Source organism: Viridibacillus sp. FSL R5-0888, assembly GCF_038009105.1.
Lineage (GTDB): Bacteria > Bacillota > Bacilli > Bacillales_A > Planococcaceae > Viridibacillus > Viridibacillus arenosi.
In genome coordinates this window covers 2745593-2764982 of record NZ_JBBPAU010000001.1, presented here as the reverse complement: position 1 = coordinate 2764982, position 19390 = coordinate 2745593, and the positions used below count along the sequence as shown (strand labels likewise).

Here is a 19390-nt window from a genome sequence, read left to right as displayed (position 1 = left end):
GGCTAACTCATGATGTGCAATCTTGAGTTAGTTTTTTTGGTTTGTATAACTTTGTATTCATATATGAAGCACGTTGATAGGTTTAATGGTATGTAAATTTCTGAATACATTAATTTTTTTGTGAATAAAGTTATGGTAAATTAATACTATATTTTTTGGTTTTATAATGTATAATTCTATATAGTGGTTATTTAACAATAATCGATTAAATACCACTAAATTCTTTTTATTATGGTTCTGAAAATTGAGGTTTTTAATAAATGGATATATAAAAGTATTCATCTTTTATAGAATTACTAAAACCAAACAAAGGAAGTGCAAATGAAGTTGGGGAAAAAATTAGGTTTTAAAAACTTCAAAACAGTAAGAGCAAAAATATCATTTGGCTTTATAATCGTAGTACTTATAATGACAGGATATAATGTTTATAGTTATGTTATGCAGCAAAACTCAACTAAATCAACGAAGGAGATTGTTGAGATTGAGTTAGAAATATTAGCAGCAGATGATGAGTTGGCATCATCATTTGCAAATCGAACGGCAGCAGCTAGAGGATATATTATTTCCGGTGATAAAAAATATAAGGAAAAATTTGATGAATATACAGATATCGCTGAAGAAAATGCGGCGATTGTTGCAGGATTAACTTCTTCGATAAAATTAGATGAAATAGTTGAAAAAGCAAGAGTGTGGCGTACATATATAATAGAAGATGTATTTGAAGAATATGATCGTGGAAATAAGCAACTAGCTGCAGATAACCTGAAGTCGGTGGATGAACAAGCCAGTGAAATACAGGAAGGTTATGAAGAGTTAGCGAACACTCGAGAAGAGGCTATTAAGAAAATAGGTAAAGAGATGATTGAGAATGGAGAAAATAATCAATTAATAAGTATTATTTCAACTATACTACTTACTATCATTTCAGTGATTGTAGCTTATATAACTGCTCGAATAATCGTAAAACCAATCAAACTCGTGGCAAAACGCATGACGGAGATTTCGCAAGGTGATATAAGTCAGCCAGACCTTCCAAAAACGTCTGAAGACGAGATTGGACAATTAATTGAAGCGACCAATTCAATGAGTAAAAATGTTCATGAAATATTGAGTAATATTCAAGATGTGTCCAATCAAGTTGCTTCAAATAGTGAAGAACTTGCACAATCTGCATTAGAAGTAAAAACGGGTAGTACACAAATAGCATTAACTATGCAAGAAATTGCTGAAGGAACTGAATCCCAAGCAAGTAACGCAAGTGATTTAGCAACAGTGATGGAGTCATTTACTCAAAAAGTAAAGGAAGCAAATTATGAAGGTGAGAAAATGAACAATCATACTTCGAATGTTCAAAGTCTTACACATGAAGGCAGTAAACTAATGATAGATTCTACTGAACAAATGCGTAAAATTGATGGAATTGTTCAAGAATCAGTGCAAAAAGTAGAAAATTTAGCAGTGCAATCTTTAGAAATTTCAAAATTGGTATCTGTAATTACAAGTATTGCAGATCAAACAAATTTACTTGCTTTAAACGCAGCAATTGAAGCAGCACGTGCTGGTGAACAAGGAAAAGGTTTTGCTGTCGTAGCTGATGAAGTACGAAAGTTAGCTGAACAAGTAACGCTCTCAGTAACTGATATAGCTGGTATTGTTCAAAAGATACAACAAGAAACAAAAAATGTAACAACATCACTCCAAAGTGGTTATGAAGAAGTGATTCAAGGAACAGAACAAATCGCCTCTACAGGAGAGACATTCAACAATATTTCAAATGCTATTAGTGATATGATTGATAATATTAATGTCATTTCAAATAATTTAAGTGGTATTTCTCAAACAACTTTACAAATTAATCACTCAATTGATGATATTGCTGCTGTCTCTCAGGAGTCTGCAGCAGGAGTAGAGGAAACTACTGCAACTGTTCAACAAACAACAAGTTCGATGGAAGAAATTTCGAATAGCTCAGATCATCTAGCTGAACTTGCAGAAGAACTTAATTTACAAGTACAGAAATTTAAATTGTAATTTGCATAAAAAACCAGGTTCTCTATCGAGAATCTGGTTTTTTTATGGATATTAAAGAAATGAGCTTAGTTGTTTGGATATTTAAGTCTTTAACTTCAGAGGTTTTGTGAGAAAATTAATAAGAAGTACTAAGGAAATTTATATTAGAGACGAATTTTTGTTTGTCTTCTGATTTTGTAAGTTATTTACTTATTAATACTTAACTTTGTTATTATAATAAAACCAATATTATTATTTGTCGACGTACTGATAATATGAAATATTATATAGAATATGTAGCAATGATAAAGGAGAATATAATGTACACAATTGGACAAGTCGCTCAATTTTTAGGTGTATCTAGAGATACCTTGAAATTTTATGAAGAAAAGGAATTAGTAAAACCTAAGCAAAATATTGTGAATGGGTATAGAAAATATAATCATTTTGATATATATGATATAACAACAGTAAATTTCTATAGAGAAATTGATATTGAAATTAAAAAAATCCAGGAATTAAGAAAAAGTAAGAGTATAGAGGGAATAAAATCATTATTAGAAGAGAAAGAACAAGATGTTTTAGAGGAAATAGAATACAAAAAGCTTCTTTTAAAAAAGATTCAGATAGTAAAGGAAGATTGCGAAAAAATTAAACAGTTTTTAGGGGAATATACAGTACAAGAAATGAAGCCTTTAGAAATAAAAGGAGAAATAAAACATTTTACTGCGTATGATGAATATGAAACTCTAAAAAAGAACACAGACAGCTTAAAAAAAGCAGTTACTCTAACCTCTTTAAGAAGAGTTATAAATTTCAATGATGAAGGTATGATTGAAGATGGATTTTTAATTGTAAGAGAAGTAGAAGACTATGATAAAGAAATAAAAGGTGAAATTCTATCTCATCCAAAATGTATTTATACAGTTATTGAAGATGGAAGATGGTCAACTGGTGGAAAAAGTATTGATCATAGCGTTGAAGCAAATTTAAGAAAAGTAGCAATAGAAAAAGGGTGCGAACTTTTAGGGATAGTTTATATAAATCTATTACTTACCACTTATGAAGATGAACTTGAACGTACATTTTTAGAAATTTATGCACCTATAAAATAATTCGGGTATGTATTGACCTGTGAGTAACCCCCAGGTTTAAGCTGAAGGTATCGGTAAATATGAGCGCTATTATATTTACGAAATACTTAGTTTGAAGCGGGGATTATGTATGAAAAGGGAAAAGAAACTAAAAAAACCAGTAGCAAGTTTTATTCTACTAACCAATATCATTTTTTTGCCACTTTTTTTTCTTGTAGGAGCCATAAGCATGTTAGGATACCCTGCATGGGTCTTTGATGTAATGTTCTGTATATCATCTTGGTCCTCGACATTTGCTTTTGCCATCCTATTTAAAAAAATCTATCCTCGGCAAAGTTTTATACAATTTGTAAAAGATAAATTTAAGAATAAACTTAAATTTTCTGTGATTCTTACTGTGATTTTGATTCAAATCTTCATATTTTTGATGATTTTGTTTCTCGTATCTAATAATAGTGAGGTAGACTCTATTTTTACTATTTCTTCTTGGGGCATGTTGATCTATTTCTTTTTTAAAAACCTTATTGCAGGGCCACTAGGTGAAGAAATAGGGTGGAGAGGCTTCGCTCAAATTGAGCTCCAAAAGATGCATTCACCATTAAAAGCATCGATAATCATAGGGTTTTGGTGGGGTATGTGGCATCTACCCATATGGTTTACTACAGGGTTTGTGGGCATTGATTTAATCAAATATATTTTATTCTTTATGATTTCAATCATATCCATTAAGATCGTCATGACAGCATTTTATAACTTAAATCAGAATTTAATCATCCCAATCATCATCCACCAATTTTTTAATTTTTTTATTGGCATTATAAACGGAAACTTATTCGATTTAATCATGTATAACGCAATTTTTTATTTAGTAGTAGCACTTTTAATCATCGTTATTAATCCAAAGAAAGTATTGTATGGAAGGGAATATACAAACGTTATTAATCGAAAGCATTTCATGATTTAGTGATAGTTTGTCCAGCTATACACTTAATAACGAGAGCATTGTTGATTAAGGTTTAATGAAATTTCAAACTTTATTATATAGAAATGTATCTATTACATTAAATAAGAGCATGTTTTGAACATTTGACGTTCATAACATGCTCTTTTATTTGCTTAGAGGTTTCTCAAGGAGTTTTTAAACATAAATTACTCTGCTGTTGTTACTTCGGATTGATTACGATTATCTTTATTGAATTTTACTTGACTAATGATATAGCAAAGTACAACACTAACAACAAAAAAGATTGATAAGGTGATTAGCGCAGAAGACATACCTGATGCCATTCTACCATCGTAATAAATCAGTGAACGCATACCGTCTACTAAATAATGCGTTGGTAAAATGTTACTAAAGAATTGGTGAACAGACGGTAAAATATTGATTGGAATTGGTCCGCCACTTGCAAATATTCCCATCATATTAATAGGGAAGGCGATCAATAAACTCCATCTACCGAAGTATAGATTGAATACTTGGAAGAACATGAACATCGTCATAGAACCGAAAATAAGAAATCCTAATATCGACAATAAATTTGCTGTATGCCCAACATTATAAACTGCAAAAGTACAAACTACTAATAAAATTGACATGAGTGCAGTCATACAAATACCAAATATTATTTCTGTATTTAAGACTGCATGTTTTTTTATTTTCATGCCATGTGTTTTTAAGGCTGTATACATTGAATCTACATAACCATTTACCATTTGAGACCCCATCATACCTGTAATCATGCATAATAATGCCAATATAAAAGGTGTCATCCCATTATCATTTTTGACGACAGAAATATTTTTTTCATTAATTTGAATAGGATTTGCTAAAACGAGTGCATTTTCTGGTGAAAGGGTAGATTTTGAGCTATTCAATGATCCTGAAATTTGCTCGGTTACACTTTTGGAAATACTTGTTGCGACTGCTTGTAAAGAAGATTGTGCTATCCCAGAAGCAAATTGTCCTCCAGCTTTGTTTACAATTAATTCAAGTTCTGCTTGTTTTGTATGCTTTTTATTTTGTAATAATTGACCTTGTAACTGAAGCATTGATTTTGTGTAATTCTTTGGAATGATTAATGCAGCGTATGCTTTATTGTCTTCAAGAATAGCTAAGCCTGCTTCTTTATTCGATGCAGTCTTCCATTTAATAGCAGTACTGTCCTTGGAACTAGCAATATTTGTACTGATTAGTTTGCCCATATCAATTTTCAGCCCGTCCACTTTTCCACCTTCGTCTTCATTAATAATAACGATAGGGAAATTTTGAACATTTGGTGTTGCTTTAGAGAAAATTGGAATGTAGATGACTGCCATAATAATCATCAGTGCAGATACCATCCAGACAGGCGTCCACATACTTTTAGTCTTTAAAAATCTTTTCATACATAATACTCCTCGATTTCATGTTAAAATAATTTTGTTATTGATACTATTAATATCATAATGATAGTATTGCTATCAATGTGATAAATACAATATCATGAATAGCTATAATATTACAATGAAAAAGTATAGAATGACGATTTTGACTTTCATCATCCTATTTGATAGAATCACTAGCGTCTAGAAGAACGGTAAAAAGGAGAATGTACTACTATGGATCCTAAATCTCGATTAGAAAAAGAACGATTAGAAGGGAAACAAAAACGAATTATTGAAATGGTAGAAGCAGCTGATCGAGTATTTGCAAGAAAGGGTCTTGAAAAGACTACAATGCAAGACATCGCAGATGAAGCAAGTATTGGCATAGCTACTTTGTTTCGATATTTTCCCAAAAAAGATAGGATTATTGTTGCAGTAGCCGCAAAATCACTTGAATCTAATTTAGTTGTTTTTCAAGAAGTTTTAGATAAACCTGGTACTTGTTACGAAAAGATAGAGCATTTATTTGATACATTTATAGCTTTTAACGAACAGAAGGAAAGTCGGATTAAATTTATAGAAAGTTTTGAAACATACGTAGCCCAATCAACTGAACCTTTTGAAGGAATGGAGGTCTATAATGCTGCTTCCAAGCAACTTGTAGATATCTATTATAAAATAATCGAAACTGGTAAAACAGATGGCTCTATTCGAACAGATATACCGATTACGGATACGCTATCAACATTGTCAAATGTGTTCGGTATTTTCGCGAAAAAATTATCACTTCATAGAAGCATACTTATGCTCGAATCAAATGTACCATCTGAGACGCAATTACTTATTCTAAAAAATATTTTCCTTAGCTATATTAAGAACGATTAAGCAATCACTTATACTTCAAACCTACATTGGATTCCTTCATTTTGAAGGTTTCTTTTTTTATGTTCAGAATGTTTCTTCCCTCAAAAAACCACTTAAATCCCTTTATAATTGAATTTCCTGATTATAGACAAGTAAAGATAAGACATCTTGTCTATTCTTGTATAAGAAGTACACACATATTGTCCAATTAATAGAAAACGTTTTCAAAATATAATTAATATCAGAATATTCATAACTATTATTTAGTTTATATTCGCTTTCCTTATGAACATTTGAAAACAATTAAGAAGGGGAGATTACATGAATTTAAAAGTAGAAAATGAGACGTATTTACGAGACCGAGAAGCTGTTATTCAATTAACGCGGGAGCTAGTACAAATTCCAAGTGTATATAGAGAAGGTATTGCAGATGCAAATGAAACAAAAGTGGCGTTATATGTTGCCGAATATTTAAAGAATATTGGTATTCAAACACATATTGAAGAAGTAGTACCTGGTAGACCAAATGTTATTGGCATCATCGATTCAGGTAAACCTGGTAAAACACTTCTTTTTGAAGGGCATACGGATGTTGTAACAGAAGGAAATGTTGATGCTTGGACGTACGGTCCTTTCAGTGCTGAAATTGTTGATGGACGGATGTACGGAAGAGGAACGAATGATACAAAAGGTAACTTGGCGTGTATGATTACCGCTGTTCAATCGATTCTAAAAGATAAAGAAGAGTTTTGTGGAAAGATCATTTTGTGCATACCTGTTGATGAAGAAGGGATGATGCTTGGCATTAAACACTTCATCAAACAAGGTTGGGCAGATGGAGTAGACGGGGCTATTATTTGTGAACCTGAAGAAAATAATGTCTGTATCGCTCAACGAGGGGCAATGCGTATTAGAGTAGACGTATACGGCAAGATGGCACACGGAGCAATATCATGGAGTGGTATTAATCCAAATTGGCGAATGGCGAGATTAATAGTAGAACTTGAAAAGCTTGAGAAGGAAGAGCAGGAAAGGTTAGGGGAGGACCCTTACTTAAAATGGCCATCTATTACGCCAACAATTTTGCAAGCACCTGTAAAAGGGGATGCTCAGATTAATGTTATTCCTGATCATTGTATGATGACACTCGATATTCGTACCGTTCCAAAACAGGATCATGATGAATTATTAAATAAAATCAATGCAATCATCGCAAGATTAAAAAATGATGACTCTGATTTTAATGTAGAATTGACGATTTTAGATAACCGACCATCTACATTTACTGACACAAATCATCCAGTTGTTCAAGCGGTTTATGATGCTGTCAAAGAAGTGACAGGAGAAGAACCAATTTATAATGGGGTGCCTGGAGCGACAGATGGTACGTTTTTACACATGCATGGTGTACCGATTGTCACAATTGGGGCAGGAGATAGAGAAATTCCACACCAAATCAATGAGTATGTAGATATTGAGGAATTAGCGGTTACAACGGCTATTTTTAGAGATGCAGCATTACGCTTTTTAAAGGATGGGAGTAATGTAAATGACTGAATTTAAAATTGCGGTAATTCCTGGAGATGGAATTGGTGTTGAAGTAATGGAGGAAGCATTAAAGGTGTTGTCTGTCCTCGAAGAACATGAACAGAATTTTGTGTTGCATAAGGAAAATTTCGAGTGGAATTCGGATTATTATTTGGAACATGGAAGAATGATGCCGGAGGATGGGCTTGTAACACTACAAAGCTATGACGCTATTTTATTTGGTGCTATTGGTGATGCTAGAGTACCAGATGACATAACAATATGGGAATTAATAATGCCAATTCGTAAGCAATTCCAGCAATATGTAAACTTTAGACCTGTGAAATCATTACCTGGCATAACATCACCACTTAGCAATGGGGATGATATCGATTTTGTCATTTTCCGTGAAAATGCAGAAGGTGAATATTCAAATAGTGGCGGTCGTATGTTTGAGTCTCAACAATCAGAGATGGCCATTCAAAATACTATTATGACTACAGCGGGTATTGAAAGAATCGTTAAAGCTGCATGTGAATATGCAGAGAAAAATGGTAAGAAGAAAGTTACGAGTGCTACGAAGTCTAACGCAATCATCCATTCTATGAAACTTTGGGATGAACATGTTAAGAGAATAGTAAAAAACGAGTATCAAAACCTTATATTAGAATCGATTTATATTGATGCTCTAGTTGCATATTTCGTACAACGACCACAATCATTCGAAGTTGTAGTCGCTTCCAATTTATTTGGTGATATTTTATCAGATCTTGGTTCAGGAATTGTCGGGGGGTTAGGCCTTTCTCCTTCAGCAAACATTAATCCAGAAAAACAGTTTCCTTCTATGTTTGAACCTGTTCACGGCTCTGCACCGGATATTGCAGGGAAGGGAATCGCTAATCCAATAGCGCAGATTTGGTCAGCAGCTTTAATGCTTGACCATCTAGGGAGAGAAGATCTTTCAACAAAAATAATAAATGCGATTGAACTGGTACTCCTTGAAGGGAAGATAAAAACAGCAGATATTGGTGGGAATGCTACAACGGCACAAATGGGTTCAGCCATCTCAGCGAAAATAATAGAACAGTATGCTCTTAAAGAGAATGAGGAGTCGAAAATATGGACTTAAACAATAAAGTTATAGTTGTGACAGGTGCTGGTGGAGGAATGGGGAAAGCAATTGTTTCTCAACTGCTCGAACTAGGAGCGTATGTTATTGGGGTTGATTTATCAACTGAATCATTACAATCAATTCAACATCCTAATCTTCACACACATGCAGCGAGTGTCTTAGATGAAGAACAGATTGCTGAAATTTTCTTTCAAGTTCACAAGGACTTCGGAAAAATTGATGGCTTGGTAAATGCGATTGGTATTGCTCAAGCAGCAACGCCTATTGAAGATGTGACATTGAGTCAATGGCATAAACTCATGGATATTAATGCGACTAGTCTTTTCATTTCATGTAAGGAAGCAGTCAAATATATGAAACCGAATCGCCAAGGATCAATTGTCATAATTGCATCGATTTCAGCTGTAAGACCACGACCAGGTTTACAGTCATATATTGCTTCAAAAGGCGCAGCAGAAAGTTTTTCAAGAGCAATGGCTATCGAATTGGCGCCTTATTCCATTAGAGTAAATACCATTAATCCAGGGCCAGCGGATACCAATATGCTAGGTCAATTTGCTGCCAAAGATGCTGATATCAGCACCGTCAAAGAGGAAGTATTTAGAAAAAGTGTTCCTCTTGGTGAATTAATCGAGCCTGAAGATATCGCGAATGCAGTTACTTACTTATTATCCGATCGAGCGAAAATTGTAACAGGGGCAACATTGAATGTGGATGGCGGAAGAGGCCTGTAATGAAGAGAGGTTGTGAAGAAGATGAAACGGATTTCAATGCTAATCAATGGAAAATGGGTTGGTGACGACTCTAATGAGTGGTTACCAGTCTTCAATCCATCAAATGGAGAACTGATTGCTGAGATAGTTAAAGGTAAAAAAGAACATGTGGATGAAGCAGTGCACGCAGCCCAAGTGGCGTTTGAAAGCGATGAATGGAAAAAGGTAAAGCCTTATGAACGAGGGCAACTGTTAGTTAGGCTTGCAGCGCATATTAGAAATAATGCTGAGCAATGGAGTAAGTGGGAGTGTGAAGATGTAGGGAAACCAATTTCACAAGCCAAAGCTGATGTAGAAGCGGCCGCTAGATACTTTGAATTTTACGGTGGAGCAGCAGATAAAGTAATGGGAGATACGATACCGATTGAAGAGGGGATATTAAATGCGACTGTCTTAGAGCCAGTTGGCGTTACAGCACATATTGTCCCTTGGAATTATCCTCTTCAAATCACTGCGAGAAGTGTTGCTGCAGCAATTGCTACAGGGAATGCTGTTATTGTAAAAAGTGCAGAAGATACGCCTCTTACTACACATGCAATTGCAGAATGGTTTGCAGAAAGTGAATTACCTAAAGGAATATTTCAACATGTTACAGGTCTAGGTGCTGATGTCGGTGGGCCGTTAGCGGGACATCCAGGAATTCACCATATTACCTTTACGGGCTCCGTTAACACAGGTATTTCTGTAATGAAAGCCGCTGCAGAAAACGTCGTACCCGTGACGCTTGAGCTTGGTGGTAAATCTCCAAACATCGTATTTGCTGATGCAAATGAAGAGTTAGCTCTTGAAGGAATAGTTAGAGCCATTATTCAAAATGCTGGGCAAACATGTTCTGCGGGGTCTCGATTACTTATTGAAGAAAAATATAAAGAACATTTTTTACGGAAATTAACAGCTAAGTTTAATGAATTGACGATTGGTCCAGGTATTGATGACAGAGAAATTGGACCAATTTTAAATAAAAAGCAATTCGATCAAATTATTAACAAGATACAGGATGCAAAGCCAGCAGGGAATATAATCGCTGGTGGAGAATCAGTTACTATTAGTGGTTCTGAAGGTGGCTATTATATTCAACCAACTATTATAGACGGGCTGGACAATAATCATCCACTAGCAAAGGAAGAGATTTTTGGACCGGTATTAACAGTTTTCAATTTTGAAACAATTGAAGAAGCAATAGCATTGGCGAATAGCACGGATTATGGACTGGTCGCTGGTATTTGGACTCGAAATATAGACGTCGCTCATTATGTTGCATCCAAGGTGAAATCTGGCCAAGTATTTATCAATAATTATGGTGCTGCAGGAGGAGTACAGATGCCTTTTGGTGGGTATAAAAAAAGTGGGATTGGAAGAGAGAAAGGTTTCATCGCATTAAGAAACTACACCCAAGTGAAAAACATAGCAGTGAAGTTTTCGATTTGAACTTGAAATTGAGGTGAACTTATGGAAAGTCCACAACTACACATTGAACCTTCAAAAAGTACAAATGATCAACTATTAGAAGTCAAAGGGTTAAAAACTTATTTCCATATAGGAAAAGGTAAAATAGCTAAAGCAGTAGATGATGTAAGTTTTGCCATAAAAAAAGGTGAAACCGTAGCGTTAGTTGGAGAGTCTGGCAGCGGCAAGAGTATCACGTCATTGTCCATAATGAGACTTATTCCTAGTCCACCAGGTGAGATTGTAGAAGGTTCTATATCCCTTGAAGGAAGAGATTTACTTTCGCTGTCAGAAGATGACATGACGAAAGTTCGAGGAAATGAGATAGGTATGATTTTCCAAGAACCAATGACCTCTTTAGATCCAGTTTTTACGATTGGAAATCAAATCGTCGAATCGTTAATGAAACATCAAAAATTAAAGAAAAAAGAAGCTTACGAAAAAGCTGTCGATTTATTGAAAATCGTTGGATTTGCTAGAGCAGAAAAAATTATTAAAGAATATCCACATCAATTATCAGGTGGAATGAGACAACGGGTTATGATTGCCATTGCAATGTCCAATAACCCGAAACTACTCATTGCAGATGAACCGACAACTGCACTAGATGTAACGGTTCAAGCTCAAATTCTTAATTTAATGATTGATATGAAAGAACAATTTGGATCTTCTATATTACTCATCACGCACGATATGGGTGTTGTAGCCGAAACTGCAGACAGGGTGCTTGTCATGTATGGAGGGCAAATTGTTGAAGAGGCACCTGTTAGAGATCTCTTCTTGAAAACGAAGCATCCCTATACAACAGCATTATTAAGGACAATTCCAAATATTGATGTGGACTTAAAAAGGTTAGAATCAATACCTGGGAATGTACCGCCTGCACATTTATTTCCAAAAGGATGTCGTTTTGCAGCACGATGCACGCATGCAATGGCAAAATGCCTAGAAGAAATACCTCGACTTTTAGAAATCGAAAATAACCATAAAGTTAGATGCCACCTCTATGCTAGTGAAGGGGGAGCTGTAGAATGAGCGAGAGAGAAAAAATACTTGAGATAAAGCATTTAAAAACCTATTTTCCGATTAAAGGTACTCTTTTTAAAGGGAAAGCAGGACTTGTAAAAGCAGTCGATGATATTAGTTTTGATGTATTCAAAGGTGAAACTTTAGGGATTGTAGGAGAGTCAGGTTCTGGTAAATCCACTTTAGGAAGAACCATCCTACGTTTAACTGAACCTACTGATGGTGAAATCATTTTTGAAGGAAATCATCTAGAACATTTAGGGAATCGTCAACTACAAAACCATCGTCAACATATGCAAATGGTTTTTCAAGACCCGTTCGCTTCTTTGAATCCAAGAATGCGTGTGGAACAACTTGTAGGAGAGCCTATAGCTGTTCAGAAGATCTTATCAAAAGCTGAAAGAACTAAAAAAGTAGAGAGTTTAATTGAAAAAGTAGGCTTACCAAAAGAAGCGCTCGCAAAATTTCCTCATGAATTTTCTGGAGGACAAAGACAGCGCATTGGTATTGCTAGAGCATTGTCGATGAATCCGAAATTTATTATTGCCGATGAGCCTGTATCAGCACTCGATGTATCTGTGCAATCGCAAGTGTTGAACTTAATGTTGGATCTACAAGAAGAATTCAATTTGACTTATTTATTTATTTCTCATGACTTAAGTGTTGTGAAACACATTAGCGATCGTGTAGGTGTTATGTATTTAGGAAGAATTGTTGAAATCGGACCTAAGCATGATATTTATAATAATCCGCTACATCCATATACTCAGGCATTATTATCTGCAATTCCTGTAGTGAATTTCGAAAAGAAAAGGGAGAAAATTGAGCTAAGCGGAGAACCTCCAAGTCCATCTGACCCTCCAACGGGCTGTGCGTTTCATACGAGATGTCCGAAGGCGTTTGATCGTTGTAAAGTTGAACGTCCTGAACTTATTCATATAGAAATCGGACAGCAAGTTGCCTGCCATCTATATTCACAAGAAGATAATAAAAAGTTTTCGAATGCAGAAAGTAAAGTTCTCGAATTAACCAAACTAAATTGATTGAATATTTCGAAAACAGTTCAAGGAGGCGTGTTCATGAGCTTTGGCAATATAACAGATGTACCAGGTATTAAGGTTGGTAACGTAGAAAATATAGAAGCATTAACAGGGTGCACGATTATCCTTGCAGAAGGTGGGGCTGTTTGTGGGGTAGACGTAAGAGGATCAGCCCCAGGTACTCGAGAAACAGATTTACTTGATCCAATTAATAGAATTGAAGAAGTTCATGGTATTTGCTTATCGGGTGGAAGTGCATACGGTTTAGATGCAGCTTCAGGTGTTATGCAATATCTTGAAGAACAAGGCGTTGGACTTGATGTCGGTGTCGCAAAAGTACCAATTGTTCCGGGTGCAGTGCTTTTTGATCTACAAATTGGTAGCCCAAATATTCGCCCCGATAAAAAAATGGGCTACGAGGCGGCCACGCAAGCCAAGAAGGGAATTTTCTCTTTTGGAAATGTAGGAGCTGGTTGTGGTGCTACAGTGGGGAAGATTACAGGACCGGAACATTGCATGAAAGGTGGTCTAGGTAGTACTTCAATAGAATTAGAAAATGGTTTCGTTGTAGGTGCACTAGTTGCTGTTAATGCGGTTGGAGATGTCAGGGATCCACTGACGAGAGAAATACTAGCAGGTCCAATCGATGCTAATACAGGGCTTATTATTGATAGCCTTAAGTTTATAGAAGAAAATTTATCAGGTAATGCCCTACCCGGATCTAATACAACAATTGGATTAGTAGCAGTCAATGCAAAATTAACAAAAGCAGAAGCAAAAAAGGTTGCTCAAATTACTCAAAATGCCTTAGCTAGAACCATTTTCCCAGTACATACTATGTTGGATGGGGATACGGTTTTCGTGCTAGCTACTGGAGGAGAGTCTTATCCAGTAGATTTCGTAGGTAATATGGCAGCAAAAGCAATGGAAGAAGCTATAATCGTTGCTATTAAAGCTGCAAATGAGGTTAAAGGTGTACCAAGCTATCAAAGCTACAACAGCAAAAAGAATTTGGAAATGCCGACATAAAATATCTTTATTCAAAGAGGGGGCTATTTGAACATGAAGAGTACAAAGAGGCTAATGATTGTCGCAATGATTGTTGTCTGTATGTTTTTAATCAGTGCTTGTTCGGGAGGAAAAGAAAGCGGAGAGGGTAGTTCAGGTAACGGGAAAACACAAGAAATCAAAGTAAGGGTAAATGATGATCCTGACTTTCTTGACCCGCATTTAGCTACAGCTTCCATTTCATTTCAAATGATTCTAAATATGTTCGAAGGGTTATTTGCTCCAGAAACGGACGGGTCATTAAAACCAGCAATTGCTGAAAGCTATGAATTATCAAAAGATGGTTTGACTTATACATTCAAAATCCGACAAAATGTAAAATTCCATAACGGTAGCGTCTTAAAAGTAGATGATATCCTCTATACATTTGAGCACCTAATGGGGACAAAAAATGGCAAGCCTCTTTCAGGTAACTTTGGCAATGTAGAATCTGTAAATGCTCCTGATGAGTCTACAGTTGTTATTAAGCTTAAAGAGCCAAATTCTAATTTCCTTTATTCTCTAACGGCTTTACAATCTGCAATCGTACCTAAAGATAATGATGGCGAACAAAATGAAAATCCAATTGGAACTGGCCCATTCAAATTTGTTAAGTATACACCGGGATCGAATTTAGTTTTAGAAAAAAATTCGGATTACTGGCAAGAGAACATACCTTATCTAGATAAGGTAACATTCGCATTCCAATCAGATGATAACTCTGCAGTAATGAGTTTGATAGCTAAAGAAGTAGATTTAACAGGAGTTCGTGGACACCGATTATCTGAGGTTGAAAATGATTTTAACATCAGTCACCAAAATAACAACTCAGCCTTAGTCATTACGTTTAATGAAGAAAAAAAGCCATTTAATGATGTAAAAGTTCGTCAAGCTATCAATATCGCTATTAACAAACAGGATGTTATTGATTCTGTCTATTCTGGATACGCTACTCGTCTTGGTTCTAATATGAGTCCAGCAATGGGAGATTACTATCTTGACGGATTACAAGATGTCTATGCACGTGACATTAACAAAGCTAAAAAGTTATTGTCTGAAGCAGGTTATCCAAAAGGTTTTAAAACAAAAATCACAGTATCTTCACATAATGACATGTACTCAAATATCGCTCAAATTGCTGCTGAAAACTTAAAAGAAATTGGCATCGATGTTGAGATTGAAGTCGTAGAGTGGGGAATTTGGCTAGAGCGTGTGTATTTTGGAAGAGATTATGAAATGACAACAATTGATTTAACGGGTAAACCGTCAGCATATGAAATCTTAAATGATTATATTTCTACAAATGACAAAGAAAACTTCTTCCGATTCAACAATAAAGAGTTTGATAAAGTCATGGCAGATGTATTAAAAGAAACGGATCAGAAAAAACAAATTGAGATGTATAAACGTGCTCAAGAAATTTTAAGTGAACAATCTACTGCAGTATATATTGCTGACTATCAAGTGCTATGGGCTGCAAATAAAAAAATTGAAGGACTAAAAAGTTATCCATTCTGGTTCCACGACATGTCAGAAGTGAAGTTTACTGAATAGAGGGGAAGAATAGACATGGCCTATATCATCCGAAGAATTATATTATTTGTTGTGACAATGGCAATGGTATCTTTTATCACTTTTGCAGTTTTTCAAATTTTACCGGGTGATCCGATTCGTACAATGTTAGGAACAGAGGCAGATGAAGTGCAAGTAGAGACACTAAGAAAAGAACTCGGCTTGGACCAACCGCTTTATGTTCAATACTTTGAGTGGGCAAAAGGTTTAGTTACAGGTGATTTAGGAGAATCGATACGATTTTCTATGCCAGTAAAAGAATTGCTCATGGATCGCTTACCGGTCACGATTTCATTAGCTGCGATTACACTGCTTATTGTAATAATTGTGGCTATCCCTTTAGGAATTTTTGTTGCAAAAAGACAAAATAAAATGAGTGATGTTGTATTTTCTTCCATCACTCAGGTAGGGATGGCTATCCCTTCTTTCTGGTTGGGAATGTTATTAATCTTATACCTAGGAATGAATTTTAGTTTCTTCTCAATTAGTGGGTATGTACCTTGGACAGAAAGTATAGCAGGGGCGTTAGGTGCAATATTATTACCTGCGCTGACAATTGCTATTCCTCAAATCGCTGTAAAATTCCGCTATGTTAGGAATGCGATATTGGAACAGCTAAGGTTGGATTATGTTCGAACAATACGTAGTAAGGGAATTACAGAAAAGTTTGTAATGTATAAACATGTTTTAAGAAATTCGATGATTCCAATATTAACGATATTCGGATTAATAACAGCTGAAGTTGTTGCAGGAACAATTATTGTAGAACAGGTTTTTGCTCTTCCAGGAATTGGCCAATTATTAATCACTTCGATTGGATATCGTGATTTTCCGTTAGTACAAGGTATCGTAATGTACATCACATTTGTAGTAGTATTTATCAATTTCTTCGTAGATATTTTATATTCTGTCTTAGACCCAAGAATAAGGTTAAATTAAGGAGGGCCATATGAAAACATTAATGGGTAATGCTAAAAATATTAATTTAATAATTGGCCTCTTCATTTTGATATCTTTTCTTCTATTAATGATCGTGAGTTTTTTCTATACGCCACATGATGTAACTGCTATGAATGTCGCTAATAAGTTAAAGGGACCAAATAGTGAGAATTGGTTTGGAACCGATGAATTCGGCAGAGATATCTTCAGTCGCATTATGAAAGGCACTCAAACAGCCTTTTTTGTAGGCACATTAACGGTAACGATTGGTGTTGTCTTTGGAACACTTATTGGTGGGATAGCTGGATATGTTGGTGGCTGGGTAGATGAGGTTTTCATGAGAATCATGGATGCTTTAATGGCTTTTCCAGGGATTATTCTGGCATTAATGCTAGTAGCTGTGTTTGGTTCAGGGATTGTTAATACATCGATTGCACTTGGATTAATCGCCATTCCTAGTATTGCCCGAATTGCTCGTAGTGGTTTTGTACAACACAAAGAATACGAGTATGTTTTATCAGCAAAGTTAATCGGGGTAAAACCATTCAAAATTATGTTCCGTCATATACTACCTAATGTTTCGTCACCTTTGATAGTAGCGGCATCTGTTAGCTTTGGAGTAGCAATGTTGGCTGAAGCTGCACTAAGTTATTTAGGACTAGGGGTTAAACCGCCAGATCCTAGTTGGGGCCGGATGTTAAAAGACTCTCAAGCTTTTCTGAAAAGTGCACCATGGTACACATATGCACCTGGTATTGCCATTACATTCATGGTATTAGGGTTTTATATGTTAAGTAATGCAATCCGAGATATTTTAGATCCAAGGTCAAACTAATCCAGCGAAAATAAAAAAACCGGTTTTCTCTATACGAGAAAAACCGGTTTTCCTTCGTTATTATTTTGTTTAAGCAGTAACTGATAGGCTTTAATAGCAACTTCAAGTGCAAGACGGTTGGATGGCTCCATAAAATTCGAACCAAGAAGTGTTTCTAGTTTTTCTAATCTATTATATAACGTTTGCCTTACGATAAAGAGACGATCTGCTGTTTCATTCTTAACCCCATTACATTCTAAATAAATGCAAAGTGTTGTAAATAAATCACTTTCATACTTTTTATCATAGCTTAAAATAACGTCTAAATAATCGTGAACGTAGTTTTCAAGTTGTTTACTCTCAATTAACAATAGTAGCAGTCTATTGATACCAAGATCATTATAGAAATAAGTGTTGACAATGTCAGATTTTTTCAATGTAATGGCTTTCTTTGCCTCTACATAACCTTCTTTTACTTGAGCTATATCCTTATATACTCTACTCACGCCAAATTTACATTCATTCCCGCAAAATGTACTAGTATCTTTCATATCCTTGATACTTTGTATGATTTGATCAAATCTATCAGTTTTCTCTTTCAAATGATCTGCTGCTATAAACGATGCAATGACTACTATTTCAGTCCTTTTAGAAGAAACAGCTGGAAAAAATCCATGCCTTTTGAAAATGGAGCGAACTAACATTGAGCGTTGCAACTTTAACTCTTCCCAGTCTTCTTCAACAATGTTGATCTCCTCGGAATTTAACTGCATTACAAATATTCTAAAGTACATATTTCGACTTGCAGCAGGTAAATAAGTTTGGACGTCATCCTGTTCATAGTCTCTGCCTTTTATAAGGTTTTGTACAAGTTCATCTTCCATGTTTTGTTTGCGTTCTTGAATAGTTCTATTACGTAACAGAATTTGTGCAATGGCAAGGGCTGCTCGATCTAAAATAAGAAAGAAGAACTCATTTGATAAGGGTTGTTGTACTTGTAAGCAGAGATGCCCCCAAACTTGTCCCAATCCTTTTACAGGCATAAGGGCAAATGTTTGAGTAGAAAGAGTGAAATTTCTTTGTACTGTCATATCAGATGGTGAACTTTCTATAAAAGAACGAATAGAAGTTTCTAACTCTTTTATTTCAGAAGGGTAATAATATGATTTTGAATTATCCGTTATAAACAAAACACCTTGTCGGAAGTAATGATTCAATTCTTGAAGAATTTTCAGGATTCCGTTAGGGCTTAATGAGAGATCGATAAATTTTGTGGACAGTGTATCAAGTTGGGAAAGCCATTGGTGATGTTGGTTAATTATTAACGTATGTAAATCTTGAGTAATGTCGACAAAACGTACAACCTCTTCAAAGATAATCAGAGGGAAATCATGTTCATCTGCTAATTTTATAAGCTCAATAGGAATTTCTTTAAAATAAGGACCGATTTCAATACACATACCAGCTGCATTTTTTTCTATTAAATTTTCCAAGTAACTGATTTGAGTAGTAAGGTCGAGTTGAAGACCAACACCAGTTGTTAAAATTAGTTCGCCCCCATTTATCAGTGTTTCGAATTCTTTTATTTCTAAAATATGCGACCATTTCACTTGATTACTTAAACCTTTTGAACCTGCTATTACTTTTGCTGATTTGAACGATTTTCTTTCTAATATGTCTTGTATGGTTAAAACAAATTCAATCATTCCAATAGCCCCCCAATAAGTTAAAAAAAGTCTAAC

Annotated in this window: 16 protein-coding genes; 14 read left to right on the top strand and 2 right to left on the bottom strand. The window is 35.2% G+C overall.

Annotated elements, in window-relative coordinates:
- Nucleotides 1-321: 321 nt before the first annotated feature.
- From MKY02_RS13795 to MKY02_RS13785, 3 genes are all read left to right on the top strand, one after another.
- Nucleotides 322-2031, top strand: coding sequence for a methyl-accepting chemotaxis protein (locus MKY02_RS13795; RefSeq protein ID WP_076035085.1), 1710 nt, complete (start codon nt 322-324; stop codon nt 2029-2031).
- 299 nt (nt 2032-2330) lie between these two features.
- Complete coding sequence (locus MKY02_RS13790; RefSeq protein WP_038189654.1) at nt 2331-3125, top strand: MerR family transcriptional regulator; 795 nt, start codon at nt 2331-2333, stop codon at nt 3123-3125.
- Between the two features lie 109 nt (nt 3126-3234).
- Nucleotides 3235-4068 carry a CPBP family intramembrane glutamic endopeptidase gene (locus MKY02_RS13785; RefSeq protein ID WP_038189651.1) on the top strand — a complete coding sequence of 278 codons (834 nt, stop codon included), beginning with the start codon at nt 3235-3237 and terminating at the stop codon, nt 4066-4068.
- Between the two features lie 185 nt (nt 4069-4253).
- Here the strand turns inward: MKY02_RS13785 and MKY02_RS13780 are convergent, their stop codons facing one another.
- On the bottom strand, nt 4254-5489 hold the full coding sequence (locus MKY02_RS13780) for a YhgE/Pip domain-containing protein (RefSeq protein WP_340711393.1): 1236 nt from the start codon (nt 5487-5489) through the stop codon (nt 4254-4256).
- A gap of 213 nt (nt 5490-5702) precedes the next feature.
- Here MKY02_RS13780 and MKY02_RS13775 point away from each other — a divergent pair, with 213 nt between their 5' ends.
- From MKY02_RS13775 to MKY02_RS13725, 11 genes are all read left to right on the top strand, one after another.
- A complete protein-coding gene (locus MKY02_RS13775; RefSeq protein WP_038189645.1) occupies nt 5703-6353 on the top strand; it encodes a TetR/AcrR family transcriptional regulator in 651 nt (216 codons plus the stop codon).
- A gap of 300 nt (nt 6354-6653) precedes the next feature.
- Nucleotides 6654-7889 carry a M20 family metallopeptidase gene (locus tag MKY02_RS13770; RefSeq protein WP_076035087.1) on the top strand — a complete coding sequence of 412 codons (1236 nt, stop codon included), beginning with the start codon at nt 6654-6656 and terminating at the stop codon, nt 7887-7889.
- Complete coding sequence (locus MKY02_RS13765; protein WP_340711392.1) at nt 7882-8988, top strand: tartrate dehydrogenase; 1107 nt, start codon at nt 7882-7884, stop codon at nt 8986-8988. Before MKY02_RS13770 ends, MKY02_RS13765 begins: the two co-directional genes overlap by 8 nt.
- On the top strand, nt 8979-9725 hold the full coding sequence (locus tag MKY02_RS13760) for an SDR family NAD(P)-dependent oxidoreductase (RefSeq protein ID WP_076035089.1): 747 nt from the start codon (nt 8979-8981) through the stop codon (nt 9723-9725). The genes MKY02_RS13765 and MKY02_RS13760 overlap by 10 nt, the downstream gene beginning before the upstream one ends.
- A 21-nt stretch (nt 9726-9746) precedes the next feature.
- Entirely contained in the window at nt 9747-11192 is a 1446-nt protein-coding gene (locus MKY02_RS13755; RefSeq protein ID WP_340711391.1) for an aldehyde dehydrogenase family protein, read from the top strand.
- Between the two features lie 21 nt (nt 11193-11213).
- A complete protein-coding gene (locus tag MKY02_RS13750; protein ID WP_051448824.1) occupies nt 11214-12245 on the top strand; it encodes an ABC transporter ATP-binding protein in 1032 nt (343 codons plus the stop codon).
- Nucleotides 12242-13279 (top strand): ABC transporter ATP-binding protein, encoded by a 1038-nt coding sequence (locus MKY02_RS13745; protein WP_038189620.1) that lies wholly within the window; start codon nt 12242-12244, stop codon nt 13277-13279. Before MKY02_RS13750 ends, MKY02_RS13745 begins: the two co-directional genes overlap by 4 nt.
- Before the next feature lie 36 nt (nt 13280-13315).
- On the top strand, nt 13316-14305 hold the full coding sequence (locus tag MKY02_RS13740) for a P1 family peptidase (protein WP_038189618.1): 990 nt from the start codon (nt 13316-13318) through the stop codon (nt 14303-14305).
- A 33-nt stretch (nt 14306-14338) separates the two neighbouring features.
- On the top strand, nt 14339-15877 hold the full coding sequence (locus MKY02_RS13735) for an ABC transporter substrate-binding protein (RefSeq protein WP_340711389.1): 1539 nt from the start codon (nt 14339-14341) through the stop codon (nt 15875-15877).
- A 15-nt stretch (nt 15878-15892) separates the two neighbouring features.
- Nucleotides 15893-16834, top strand: coding sequence for an ABC transporter permease (locus MKY02_RS13730; protein ID WP_038189613.1), 942 nt, complete (start codon nt 15893-15895; stop codon nt 16832-16834).
- A gap of 10 nt (nt 16835-16844) precedes the next feature.
- Complete coding sequence (locus MKY02_RS13725; RefSeq protein ID WP_076035092.1) at nt 16845-17669, top strand: ABC transporter permease; 825 nt, start codon at nt 16845-16847, stop codon at nt 17667-17669.
- Between the two features lie 29 nt (nt 17670-17698).
- Here the strand turns inward: MKY02_RS13725 and MKY02_RS13720 are convergent, their stop codons facing one another.
- Nucleotides 17699-19354, bottom strand: a complete 1656-nt coding sequence (locus MKY02_RS13720) for a PucR family transcriptional regulator (RefSeq protein WP_038189599.1) — start codon at nt 19352-19354, stop codon at nt 17699-17701.
- Between the last annotated feature and the right edge of the window lie 36 nt (nt 19355-19390).

Coding starts and splice junctions, on each gene's coding strand:
- MKY02_RS13795 (WP_076035085.1), top strand. CDS start 322: ATGAAGTTGGGGAAAAAATTAGGTTTTAAAAACTTCAAAACAGTAAGA.
- MKY02_RS13790 (WP_038189654.1), top strand. CDS start 2,331: ATGTACACAATTGGACAAGTCGCTCAATTTTTAGGTGTATCTAGAGAT.
- MKY02_RS13785 (WP_038189651.1), top strand. CDS start 3,235: ATGAAAAGGGAAAAGAAACTAAAAAAACCAGTAGCAAGTTTTATTCTA.
- MKY02_RS13780 (WP_340711393.1), bottom strand. CDS start 5,489: ATGAAAAGATTTTTAAAGACTAAAAGTATGTGGACGCCTGTCTGGATG.
- MKY02_RS13775 (WP_038189645.1), top strand. CDS start 5,703: ATGGATCCTAAATCTCGATTAGAAAAAGAACGATTAGAAGGGAAACAA.
- MKY02_RS13770 (WP_076035087.1), top strand. CDS start 6,654: ATGAATTTAAAAGTAGAAAATGAGACGTATTTACGAGACCGAGAAGCT.
- MKY02_RS13765 (WP_340711392.1), top strand. CDS start 7,882: ATGACTGAATTTAAAATTGCGGTAATTCCTGGAGATGGAATTGGTGTT.
- MKY02_RS13760 (WP_076035089.1), top strand. CDS start 8,979: ATGGACTTAAACAATAAAGTTATAGTTGTGACAGGTGCTGGTGGAGGA.
- MKY02_RS13755 (WP_340711391.1), top strand. CDS start 9,747: ATGAAACGGATTTCAATGCTAATCAATGGAAAATGGGTTGGTGACGAC.
- MKY02_RS13750 (WP_051448824.1), top strand. CDS start 11,214: ATGGAAAGTCCACAACTACACATTGAACCTTCAAAAAGTACAAATGAT.
- MKY02_RS13745 (WP_038189620.1), top strand. CDS start 12,242: ATGAGCGAGAGAGAAAAAATACTTGAGATAAAGCATTTAAAAACCTAT.
- MKY02_RS13740 (WP_038189618.1), top strand. CDS start 13,316: ATGAGCTTTGGCAATATAACAGATGTACCAGGTATTAAGGTTGGTAAC.
- MKY02_RS13735 (WP_340711389.1), top strand. CDS start 14,339: ATGAAGAGTACAAAGAGGCTAATGATTGTCGCAATGATTGTTGTCTGT.
- MKY02_RS13730 (WP_038189613.1), top strand. CDS start 15,893: ATGGCCTATATCATCCGAAGAATTATATTATTTGTTGTGACAATGGCA.
- MKY02_RS13725 (WP_076035092.1), top strand. CDS start 16,845: ATGAAAACATTAATGGGTAATGCTAAAAATATTAATTTAATAATTGGC.
- MKY02_RS13720 (WP_038189599.1), bottom strand. CDS start 19,354: ATGATTGAATTTGTTTTAACCATACAAGACATATTAGAAAGAAAATCG.